Below are 11,681 nucleotides of genomic sequence, written 5' to 3' on the forward strand. Positions count from 1 at the left end.
AAGTGTATAAATCATTTTTTTTAATTCAAAAAGACTTCATTCTTCTGCGTAAATTTCTGATGCTGCTAATCCCTTTTTTTATTTTTATAGCTTATTCGAACTATCATAGCTTCAGTTTATTTACGGTAATGCCACCCATGCTGTTATTGATAAGCTCCTGCTCAATGGATACTCAGCAGATGACGCAACGGTTTCTCGTTAATCTCCCTGTAAGGAGACAAGAGCTTGTCCGTGCCAAATATTTTTCGATCCTTCCGTATGCGCTTGTTGGGCTGGCAGCCACGTCCTTTACCTATCTCCTGATTATTGTAACAGGTAAAGCCGTAACCCCTCATTTTTGGCAAGAGGTTGGTATTACGTTATCCATTTTCCCTCTCCTTGCGATGCTTTATTTACCGATTCATTACTGGTTAGGGGCAAAGGGAGCGCAAGTGGTTAATCTTGTTTTTATGATGATTGTAATGTTTGGACCGAACGTGTTTAGCTTTTTGATCCAGTGGATACCTGATGTGAACAGATGGCTGAGTTTTGGAGTGAAAGGTACAGTCATTCCCTTTATAATCCTAGGGCTGGCTTATGTATTCTTGCTTAGCTGTTCATATATCATTTCTCTGCGGATTTTTGTGCGGAAAGATCTTTGATTCGAAGGATTTGAGATTTTGAATGAATTCATATACCATTGTCACTACAAAGATAAATAGTAGGGGAAGGGTATATAACCAATGCCTAAAATGATCTATAGCTTTCGCACAAAAATGATTATGCTGCTGATGGCCAGTATGCTTGTATCCGGTGGAATTACCTTTTCAATCTATAAAATTCTGCAGAGATATTATCGATCAGAGGTCTTATTAGAAAATCCATTGACTAAAGTTCGCTACTTGATGCGGGATATCGGTGATGTTAATGCGTTTTTGATTATCTTCATTCCTTTGGCCATCTTATTCTTTTTTATATTTACTAAACCATATGCAAATTATTTCAAGGAAATCTCGAAAGGGATCCATCAGCTGGCGTCGGGTGATTTCTCGGAGCGGGTAGATATCCCATCTAAAGATGAATTCGGCCTTATTGGCCATGATATCAATCTGGCTATTGACCATCTTCAGGAAGCTATTGAGCGGGGCGACTTTGCGGAGAGCAGTAAAGATCAACTTGTATTAAATCTGGCACATGATCTGCGTACACCACTTACCTCCGTTATAGGTTATTTGGATTTTATCCTGAAGGACAATGAATTAACGCCAGAACAGACCAGACATTATACAACGATCGCTTATACTAAATCTCAACGTTTGGAAAAATTAATTGATGAGCTATTTGAAATCACAAGAATGAACTATGGTAAACTTACGCTTGAAAAAACCTCGATCGACCTGAGTGAGCTTCTTTTGCAGTTAAATGAAGAGTTATATCCCGTTTTTGAGAAAAATGGTCTTACTTCCCGCTTGGATGTAACCCAACCTCTGAAGATAGAGGGTGACGGTGAGCTGCTGGCACGTGTATTTGAGAATCTCCTCACCAACGCAGCGCGATATGGAAGCGACGGTCAATTTATTGATATCCATGGTTATCTAGAAGAAAATGAAGTCGTTATTGAGATCATTAACTATGGAGATTGTATTGATCCGGAAGAGCTGCCGCGTATTTTTGATATGTTCTACACCGGGGATCGAGCGCGAACGCATCCCACAGGGAGTACGGGACTGGGCTTATTTATCACTAAAAACATTGTGGAACAACATGCTGGAACAGTTTCTGCACAAAGCAGTGTAGTGCGGACGATGTTTGAAGTGCGGCTTCCACAAAATAATTGAGAACGAAGTCAAGTGTCGACTGAGCAGGAGTAAAGCCGAGATCTATGTGATCTTGTGGTTTTACTCCTTTTTTAATGGTTTGGTCAGCAAACAGGATGAATGTTACGGACATTTATTTGAAATTTTTAATAAATCGTGATATTATTAGCTTGCTAAGTAATTTGTAAGGCAGTACGGAGGAAATATCTGTGATAGAAGATGAGATAAGGGAACTACTGGATAGAATATCAGCGGAAATGCGTAGAGATTATGCAGAGCTACTTAGAGAACTTAATCTTCATGTGGGTCAAGAACAGTTATTATGCCGGTTATGGAGAACAGATGGAATGACACAAATACAGCTAAGTGAACGCTTGAATTGTGAGCCTCCAACCATAACAAATATGGTGAAATCTCTTGAAAATCATGGGTTTGTTGTTCGAAAAAGAGATTCTGAAGATGGCAGAGTTAGCCGAGTGTATCTAACCCCAGCCGGACGTAATCTCTGCGAACCTGTGGAACAGATCTGGAACAAACAGCTGGATAAATTACTAGCCGGAATTATACCTGAAGAACGTTTATTATTAAGAAGACTTATGAAACAAATGGCCGATAATTTAGCTTGAATCTGGAACTAATCGCCATAACCGTTAGTAAGCTAATTAAAACTAAGAAAAGAGGAACATAGATGATTACAAGTTTGACTCGCATCAATGAATTAGCTAAGAAAGAACGTGAAGTAGGCTTGACACAAGGCGAATGGGTTGAACAGATCGCATTGCGTGAAGACTATCTGCGTGAAATTCGTGGACAAGTTCGTAACAGTCTTTCTGGAGTGACAATTTTAGATCCGGATGGAAATGACGTAACCCCTGAGAAGCTTCGTGCAGCGCGTAAATAATCAATGAACTAATAAGTGGAAACTACACCTTTAGATAACGTTAGATTAGCCTATGGCTGATCGACGGATATCTAGAGGTGTTTTTTGTTATATAAATCTTAACAGAAGCTTAATTCGTTATCATTAGGAGCTGTTGAAAGTTAAGAATCAATTAAACTTGCGTTACACAGGATCTAAGACTGGATTGTTAGAATGAAATAGACAAAAGATAAGGGATAACATGAAGGGGTGCAGAAGTTGGAGAAACTAAAAGAAACACCAAGGAAGGAAATGAAAGTATGAAAAAAACATTATTAATTTTACTTAAAGTAATAGTCGCTATAGTCATACTCATAGCACTTTTTCTGGTCATCGTTTTTACAGTCAATGTGATCAGCAATAAAGTGGAGAAAGGAAAAATAGAACCCTATGGTCAGCTTGTACCTGTCGACGGGAAAAAGATGAATGTTACCATACAAGGGCAAGGCAAGGAAACAGTCGTGTTACTCCCAGGGTTTGGAACCGCATCACCCGTAATTGATTTCAAACCACTTGTAGATGAACTGACTCCTTTCTATAAAGTTGTAGTAGTTGAGCCGTTTGGTTATGGACTAAGCGATGTCACCACAAAAGAACGAACGGTCGACAATATCGTGAGTGAGCTTCATGAAGCTTTACAAGAATTAAAGATAGATCGTTATATTCTGATGGGACATTCTATAGCGGGAATTTACGGACTGGACTATGTGAACAAATACGAAAACGAGGTTAGTGCATTCGTAGGCATAGACAGCAGCGTACCCACACAAGGGGGCAACGATGAAGAATTTCCATCAGGAACCTATAAGCTGCTTAAAAACTCAGGATTTATGAGATTGCTGGTAAAGCTTAATCCAGCCCAAATCGTTACACCAAGTGATGATGAGGAAACTAAAGAACAAAATAGAATGATTTCACTTAAAAACATGATGAATCCTAATATCATCAGCGAAGCAGAGCATTTTAAAAGTAATTTCAAAGCCACGGAAACATTAAATTTCCCTAAAGATCTTCCTGTTATTTTCTTCCTAGTGAAAGACAATACGGATGTTCCAGGCTGGGAATCCCTGCATAAAGAACAGATTAAAGACTCCTTACACGGAAAATTGATGTTGCTTGATGGGGAGCATTATTTGCACCATACCCGATCTAAAGACATTGTCGAGAACTTTAGAAGCTTTATGGGAGAGATAAAGTAAGAATGAATGAGAAAAGCCTGCTAATTCAGGCTTTTCTTTTTTTCGTATTTTCAAATAAGTGAATCCTTTAGAAAAAAATGATAAATTTATCAAAGCAATTATGGGCACTCTATATCCTAATCTTTATTATAGGAAGGACTACCATAGTATGTGCGGAATAGCAGGAATATTAAAATATAATGGACAGCCACCACAGGAAGAAACCTTAAAACAAATGACAGGGGTTATGAATCACCGAGGCCCCAATCATGAGGGAGTATGGCTCGATTCTCACATTGGACTTGGTTTTCGCAGATTGTCTGTAATTGATATACGTGATGGTAATCAACCGATGACGAATGAAGATCGTACCCTTTGGATTGTTTTTAATGGTGAAATCTATAATTATAAAACACTACGAGATCAGTTAAAGCTAAAAGGACATCACTTTCAGACGCAATCAGATACAGAGGTCATTGTGCATTTATTTGAGGAATACGGCAAGGACTGTGTCCATCATTTACGTGGAATGTTTAGTTTTGCGATTTGGGATCTTAGGGAACAATCTCTTTTTGCTGCTAGAGATCATTTCGGAATCAAACCTTTTTATTATTACAAAGACGAAAATAATCTTTTATTTGCTTCGGAAATTAAAAGCATACTTGCAGTGCAAGGGGTACCCAGAAAGCTTCAATATCAAAGTTTATTCAGCTACTTAACTTTTCAGTATGTCCCGCATCCTGATACGATGTTTGAACACATTCATAAATTAGGACCTGCGGAGCGATTATTTGTTAACTCGGATGGTGAAATGAAGATCGAGAAATATTGGGAACCCCATTTTCAACCGGTAGAACGATCTTTAGCAGACTATGCCGAAGAAATTCAGTGGAAATTGAAAGAGTCTGTAAACCTTCATTTACAAAGTGATGTGGATAGAGGATGTTTTTTGTCCAGTGGAATTGACTCCACCGCAATAGCTGCAATGATGAGAGCAGAAGAATCAACAAAAACCTTTTCGATTGGATTTGAAGGGCTGAACAATGAAACAATAATCGCAAATCAAACGGCAGCCAAACTGGGGACAGATCATTATTTTCACATTTTATCGCAAAAAGATTTTTTTGAAAGTATCCCGAAAACGGTCTGGCATCTAGATGAGCCTGTTGCAGATCCTTCCGCTATTGCACTCTATCATCTAAACCAGCTTGCAAAAGAACATGTAACGGTTGTCCTATCAGGGGAAGGCGCTGACGAATTATTCGGAGGGTATAGAATCTATAGAGAGCCAAATGCATTAAGACCGATAACCTGGATGCCTAACTTCATAAAGGATTCGTTACGAAAATCATTATCTGTATATCCCTATCATTTTTATGGCAAAAATTATTTACTTCGGGGTCTGACACCTTTAGAAGAGCGTTTTTTCGGAAATGCTAATATTTTTAACAAAAGCGGTAAAATGAACTTGCTTCACGAATCGGTACACGCTCAGTATAGCTTTTTACATCCCATGGATATCGTTAAGCCTTTTTATGATAAGACAGCTCACCTAGACCCTACGACAAGAATGCAGTTTATTGATCTGAATTTTTGGTTACCTGGAGACATTTTATCAAAAGCAGATAAGCTGTCCATGGCACATTCATTAGAATTAAGAGTCCCGTTTTTAGATAAAGAGGTTTTCGAAACGGCTAGTAAAATACCTGTGTCCAATCGGATTGGGCAAAAAACAACAAAACTTGCTTTGCGTAAAGCTATGGAAGGAATCGTTCCGGAAGCAATTGTGAATCGCCCGAAACTAGGATTTCCCGTACCCATTCGTGATTGGCTCAAAACTCCAATTTCAGATATAATGTTCGAACAAATACGATATAGTGGCATTGAAGAAATATTCAATATGAATATCATCGAAGAGATGTTTACCCAGCATCGGAGTAATAAAGGCGACTATTCGCGTAGAATATGGATAATTTACATTTTTTCAGTATGGTACACTCTTTTTATAAAAGAAGATCTGAAGCAATTAAATAGTGCCGTGTTGTAATGGGGGAGTGATTCGTTGAATATTGAGGAATATGCATGGAATAAACATGAACAGCAATTAAGAGAAACTAACATGTTTACTTATACTAGTCCAAAGATAAAGATTGTAGATAACCATGAATTAAGAAATCGGCTTGAAGAAACGCTTGAAGAGCTGCCGCAGAAGTTTCTGGCCAAATGGGCTTTGAAAGTAGCAGTTGAGCACCTGGATCATCTGGTCCAGCAGCTTGTAAATGACCCGCGGATTGATTTAGGTATAGAAACGCTAGAAAAGCGTATAACTGGTGAGATTAGAGCCTTTGACTTAAGAAAAGTTGGATTTATTGTCAATGAATTAGCCAAAGAGTCCACAACCGAGGCTAGTAAGTATGCTGCCCGTTCTTTTGCACAAGCCATTGCAACTGGACATATGCGAGGACACGCTATGGTTTGCAGTGACTATGCAGTAAAACTGGTGAATTACATATCAGATCATTCTTCAGTTGCAGAGGCAGCTACTAAAGAACGGGAAAGACAATTAAGGATAGCTGAAGAGTTACTTTGTAATTGAAGGTTTAAAGATGAACATGTATGAGGATGATTCTAAAAGTTAAATAATGGGAAAAGTTAACTTTTTATATAATCGAGAGTTATGTAATCTAATGCAAACAATAAAACATTATTAGTACTTAAAGTTTTATGCGAGACTTGATGAGCTTTAAAGCTTAATACTCGTTTTAGATAATACGATTACTAAATAAGAATCAATTGCTTAGGAAAGGGCAGCTATTTTGAACAGGTTTGAACATTGATTAGATAATCATTAATAGACAGTAAATTGGCAATAATTTGGATCAAATTGGTTGGTTCCTTTAATTTATACACTACTTCCTCACAAAACCCGTATTTTGTACATATGTCACTAAGATGCGTTCTACTTAGATTATACATAGTTCTATATGGATTTGTCTGAGGACAAGAACTTGTACCCATTGACGATTTACGGTGTTCTTCCCTTCATACTAAAAACGCTTCTTTATTATAAATAAAAACCCGTTAATTTTCAAAAGATGAAAAATAAACGGGTTTTAAAAACTTAATCTTTTTACATATTTATCAACTGACTTTTGTAGCTTTAAGTTCTCTGATTTTAAATGGATGACCAATATAATCCTGCGATGCTAAGGGTTCCTTAGATATAGCTCGATTTTCGTTCTGTTATTTTTATAAGATCCCTCCCCTTTCTCGCAGTAAAAAATCAATTCGGATTAAATACAAATTGCTTTTTCATTGAATACTGTGCTCCGGTACCTGAAGTATGTTGGGGATGACTCGATAATCACCTGTAGAACCTTAATTTGGATGTCATAATCTAGTTGAATCACGAAGCGGGAGCATTCGATATTCAGGTAATGATGAAGAAGCTCCACTTCCTTATCCAATGCAATATAGTCTCACCTTTGTCCAGAGCAAGCCGATAATACCGTGCGGACAATTTGGAGATTCGTTCAGTCTCCTGGACCTTCTCCTTTCGTGCATTCCATGAGATCAGTACCAGCGTTAATATAGAAAATGCTGACGCAAAGGCCCCCATTTCCACTTTACGCTTGAGTTGTTCGGTCTCTCAAGTCGTTTGAATCGGAAGCTATGGCGGGAAAACCAGCATGTACTGAACCAGTTCCGATGAATACCGCAGATCTTCCTATCGTAGAGTAATTGAAAACACTCATTTTCATGGAGCTGCACTCTAACTAGTAAAACGTTGGAGTGCAGCTCCAGTTATATGCAATGCGTCAGAACATCCAGTGCTTTTAGCTGACGAGCTGCGTAATACGAAAATTACATGTCGTAGATTGAGTGAGCACGCTTCTGTTTTATTAGTTACCTATATAATTTGACTCGCTAACTTCATTTTTGACCTATATATAAAACAAAAAGGCATCAAGATTTGCTGTCCTGATACCTTTGAATTCTCCTGTATGAAATTCCCATTTTCTCCTTCAGATCAAGGCTATCCTTGGTTTCTTTTTATAACCAGAATAGATCTCTAAGAAAATTAAGCAACCGTTCCCCCGCTTTAATACCGAGAAACGGTTGCTGTTTAAAAGGGACTTTTTAAGTTTGTCTTCTTGATTGGGTGTGTATGACCAACTATGCGACTTCTGTTGTTATTGTCGTCCGACATCATTTCTCGTACTACATTTTATATTCAACCTTTTGGCGGTTTATTATAGTCTTTCCTCATGTCACTCATAAGATGTTCCGTATAATAGACAGATTACTTCCTGTCTATTATGGGATGATTTCATTACTTATACGTCAGCTTGTTTTTTTTAATCTTCGAGCTCTTTGATGATTTTCGGATATTTCTTATCCAAATCATTAAAATACAACAGGTGAAGATCGGGGATCTGATGGTAGTTGGGCGGTATATGGATCGGATTCGAGCGATTGAGCCTCTCCGGACAACGCCTGCTGGCACCGTTTTTTGGGATATTCAGATGCTAGGTTTGAGGGGGACCTCGGCGGCAAGAAAAATTCGGACGATCATGCCTCAAGCGCGAATTGTATTTACTACGGCGTATTCGGAGTATACGTTAGAAGCGTTTGAAATCCAATCTATCGACTATAAGCTATATCTGAACGTCAAGTCCGTACGGATGCGAATTTCGGCAAGCACCCTATATTCAGTGCCTCGGGGGAATTTCATATTCATTTGCCGTATACCGAAAGCAGGCAACTATCATGGAAAACGAGCAAGGAGAAGGAGATTAACGCTTTTTTGATCCACTAAATAGGGAAAGCTGTGAATGGCACGCTTTTGATAAAGTCGCTTTGGCCGGGGTTACAAAATTCAAAGTATCGCTTTTAAAGACCTTAGCAATTATTTATTTTTTGATAAATTGCATGATTCCTTTAGGAAAAGTATCCTCTACCTCTGTTCTTTTATCATACAGATTGTACCAAGCCTCAGCCACTTGATCAGGATCAAAACTTGTACCCTGTTTGATTAAAGGACTAATGGATAAATGGCCCACAAATACTCCAAGAGGAAGCAAACGCTCGTGTAAACTAAGAATATAGTTTCGGAGTCCAGACATGGCGATACCCGAATTTCCAAACATCGAGCTTGGACTCATTGCGGAAAGATCGCTTGTGAAAAGAAGTGCTCCTTCACCCCGTTCAATCATTTCTGGAAAGACTTGTCTAGCTGTATTAATAGCTCCGATGACAACATTGTTAAAAAATTGAAGTGCGCTCTCATCAGTCGTTTCCAGAACAGATGTTGTAGTAACATTTCCACTATGCGGGCTAAACTCCAAGACATCGATTGTACCGAACGTATTCTTAATTTCTTGAAAAGCTCTCATAAGTTGCATTTTGTTAGTGATATCGGCAGCAAAACCCTGAGCTTCAATTCCCATCTCACCAAGCTGCTCTGCATATTTGTCCAATTTCTCCTGTGTTCTTGAAACTAGGGCGATACGGAAACCGTTTTTTCCAAAAGTCTTGGCCAGCGAGAATCCCAGACCTGGTCCTGCACCGATAATAACCATTGTTTTCAATGTATACTCACCTTCCATAGAGACATTAATAGTCATGATATAGCCCAACATTGCCAAAAAGAGTTGCATAAGAGTTCAAAACCATATCAACCTTCTTCTATTCTCTGAAACAAAACGATTGGTTTTCGTGACTTCAATCGCAAATGGGAGTCAATTTCCTATAGATACAAATACTCTTCTGTACGATTATTTGTATCTAATTTAGACAGTGGAAGCCCTCCCGGCTTCTCCTACTTGATAACGATCTTCAGACATTGAACCTATTTAGCTGATGTCCCATCAGGACTACTCCTCCCTCATTTGTCAGTGTCCATCTTTCACTTTCTCTAAACGAATAAAAAACTTCTTTAATTCTGTATTCACAGTCTCTTGTGCTCAAAATGATCTTATCACATAAGAAAAAATATATAAAGTTGAGTTACTTGACTTTATATTATTGTTCGCTTATATTTGTCCTTGTAAGTATCTTGCGATGGAGGTTTTAACATGACTAGACTTAATGGTAAACGAGCACTTATTACGGGTGGCACCAGCGGAATTGGCTTGGAGACAGCCAAACAATTTCTGGCTGAAGGTGCTGAATTGATTGTCACCGGAGTAACTCCGGCAAATGTAGAAAAAACGCAAAAGGAACTTGGAAATCAAGTCCTTGTGCTTCAGGCAGATTCCCGAGACCTCAATGCTCAACGTCAACTGGCTGATCGAGTTGAACAACATTTTGGCAAACTGGATATTGCCTTTTTAAACGCAGGCGTATCTGACTGGCGTCCATTCGAGCAAATCGATGAAGAAGCCTTTGACCGCTTGTTTGCCATCAACGTAAAAGCTCCATTTTTCTTAATGCAGGCATTAACTCCAGTGATGGCGAACCCATCCTCTGTCGTTTTAATGGGATCGAGCAGTTCTCATGCCGGATATGCACATTCCAATGCTTATGCGGCTACTAAAGGCGCCATTTCCACTCTGACCAAAGCCTGGAATTCCGACTTATTATCGTCTCACGGAATTCGCTTCAATACTGTGAGTCCTGGACCGATTGATACCCCGCTTTACGATAAGAACAAGCTAGGCGTGTCTGACGAAATTCGTGAGATGGTTATTAACCGCATTCGTGACGGGATTCCGGCTGGACGCATGGGTACTGCCGAAGAGATTGCCAAAGCTGTTGTTTATCTGGCTTCGGATGAGTCACGCTTCACCATTGGCGTTGACTTGGTTCTGGATGGCGCTCAAACGATTCTCTAATAGGTTAGCCCTATTGCTGCTTAAGCCCTCCGAGGGTGCTTAGGCAGCTTTTTCTTTTAGAACACGATCAACTGTTGTATAGTAGAGAAGAGGGTGCTATCCCTCTGATAAGACTTAAATCCAACTTTGGAGTGGAATTATGGGAACTAAATCAACTTACCATGAACGTATAAAGGAAGAAAAAAGGGCGTGCGCGATTGCCGCTGCACAAGAACTGTTTTTTGAAAAAGGGTATGCGCGGACTACTTTAGCTCAGATTGCAAAACTTGCTGGTCTCTCAACAGGTACACTTTTCAATCATTTCCCGACGAAGGAATTGATTTTTGAAACCATTGTCAAGCATTTTTGGGAGCTTGATCCCGAATGGGACTTTCCACCGGAGCTCGGCTCTCCCCTGCAAGGATTAATAAAGTTCGGACGAGACTACGCATGCGTGCTGACTCGTGATGGAATGGCTCCTTTATTCCGGGTCGTCATTGCAGAAGCCAAGCAGTTCCCCGAGCTCAGTCTTTTTCATTATGAACTGGGCGAAGGCGCCGTGCATCAGAAATTGACGCAATATTTAGTAGATGAAGTTCAATTGGGTAATATAAATCTGCCGCATGCATCAAAAACGGCCAACGAATTTATGAGTCTCATTTCCGGGCAGGTGCTATGGCCAAAAATGTTGCTGCTTGATTTCAGTATTTCACGAGAGCAGGCTTTTCAAATAGCGGATGAGGCTGCTCATACGATTATAAACAAGTATGCCGATTAAAAAGACGAATACGAGAGATCTCCCAATATGAGACTCCCTCGTATTCGTTTATTTACGTTCTTTGTAGAAATGAAGAACCATCAGGGTTTATTGATTATCACCGTATTTTTAGAGCGACTTTTGCTTCAGAGAACTCACCTCTATCTGTGATGCGGTTCTCCGCACTTTCTGTCATAATCCAACCTTTAGTGTGGT

The 11,681-nt window shown here is 39.3% G+C and carries 11 protein-coding genes; 10 read left to right on the forward strand and 1 reads right to left on the reverse strand.

The window, feature by feature from the left end:
• Positions 1 to 2 precede the first annotated feature (2 nt).
• The 8 genes from MHH63_RS11925 to MHH63_RS11960 all read left to right on the forward strand — a co-directional run bounded on the left by MHH63_RS11925 (position 3) and on the right by MHH63_RS11960 (position 8,704).
• Entirely contained in the window at positions 3 to 641 is a 639-nt protein-coding gene (locus MHH63_RS11925; protein WP_076184854.1) for an ABC-2 transporter permease, read from the forward strand.
• Between the two features lie 81 nt (positions 642 to 722).
• The gene (locus MHH63_RS11930) at positions 723 to 1,817 is read left to right on the forward strand and encodes a HAMP domain-containing sensor histidine kinase (protein ID WP_036676951.1); all 1,095 of its coding nucleotides are present in this window, start codon (positions 723 to 725) and stop codon (positions 1,815 to 1,817) included.
• Positions 1,818 to 2,005: 188 nt separating this feature from the next.
• A complete protein-coding gene (locus tag MHH63_RS11935; RefSeq protein WP_248548678.1) occupies positions 2,006 to 2,422 on the forward strand; it encodes a MarR family winged helix-turn-helix transcriptional regulator in 417 nt (138 codons plus the stop codon).
• A 62-nt stretch (positions 2,423 to 2,484) separates the two neighbouring features.
• Entirely contained in the window at positions 2,485 to 2,697 is a 213-nt protein-coding gene (locus MHH63_RS11940) for a DUF896 domain-containing protein (protein WP_036676956.1), read from the forward strand.
• A gap of 278 nt (positions 2,698 to 2,975) precedes the next feature.
• Complete coding sequence (locus MHH63_RS11945) at positions 2,976 to 3,914, forward strand: alpha/beta fold hydrolase (protein WP_076281763.1); 939 nt, start codon at positions 2,976 to 2,978, stop codon at positions 3,912 to 3,914.
• A gap of 148 nt (positions 3,915 to 4,062) precedes the next feature.
• Complete coding sequence (gene asnB / locus MHH63_RS11950) at positions 4,063 to 5,940, forward strand: asparagine synthase (glutamine-hydrolyzing) (protein ID WP_341172003.1); 1,878 nt, start codon at positions 4,063 to 4,065, stop codon at positions 5,938 to 5,940.
• Positions 5,941 to 5,955: 15 nt separating this feature from the next.
• Positions 5,956 to 6,489, forward strand: a complete 534-nt coding sequence (locus MHH63_RS11955; RefSeq protein WP_081387607.1) for a putative immunity protein — start codon at positions 5,956 to 5,958, stop codon at positions 6,487 to 6,489.
• Between the two features lie 1,861 nt (positions 6,490 to 8,350).
• The gene (locus MHH63_RS11960) at positions 8,351 to 8,704 is read left to right on the forward strand and encodes a LytR/AlgR family response regulator transcription factor (protein WP_341171567.1); all 354 of its coding nucleotides are present in this window, start codon (positions 8,351 to 8,353) and stop codon (positions 8,702 to 8,704) included.
• Between the two features lie 102 nt (positions 8,705 to 8,806).
• On the opposite strand, the gene MHH63_RS11965 is transcribed toward MHH63_RS11960, so the two are convergent.
• On the reverse strand, positions 8,807 to 9,520 hold the full coding sequence (locus tag MHH63_RS11965) for an SDR family NAD(P)-dependent oxidoreductase (protein ID WP_339281062.1): 714 nt from the start codon (positions 9,518 to 9,520) through the stop codon (positions 8,807 to 8,809).
• Between the two features lie 450 nt (positions 9,521 to 9,970).
• Between MHH63_RS11965 and MHH63_RS11970 the strand changes: the two genes are divergently transcribed.
• A complete protein-coding gene (locus MHH63_RS11970) occupies positions 9,971 to 10,729 on the forward strand; it encodes an SDR family oxidoreductase (RefSeq protein ID WP_253436685.1) in 759 nt (252 codons plus the stop codon).
• A 139-nt stretch (positions 10,730 to 10,868) separates the two neighbouring features.
• The gene (locus tag MHH63_RS11975; protein WP_076302995.1) at positions 10,869 to 11,486 is read left to right on the forward strand and encodes a TetR/AcrR family transcriptional regulator; all 618 of its coding nucleotides are present in this window, start codon (positions 10,869 to 10,871) and stop codon (positions 11,484 to 11,486) included.
• The last annotated feature ends 195 nt before the right edge of the window (positions 11,487 to 11,681 follow it).

It is taken from the genome of Paenibacillus sp. FSL H3-0310, from assembly GCF_038002785.1.
Classification (GTDB): domain Bacteria; phylum Bacillota; class Bacilli; order Paenibacillales; family Paenibacillaceae; genus Paenibacillus_AQ; species Paenibacillus_AQ odorifer.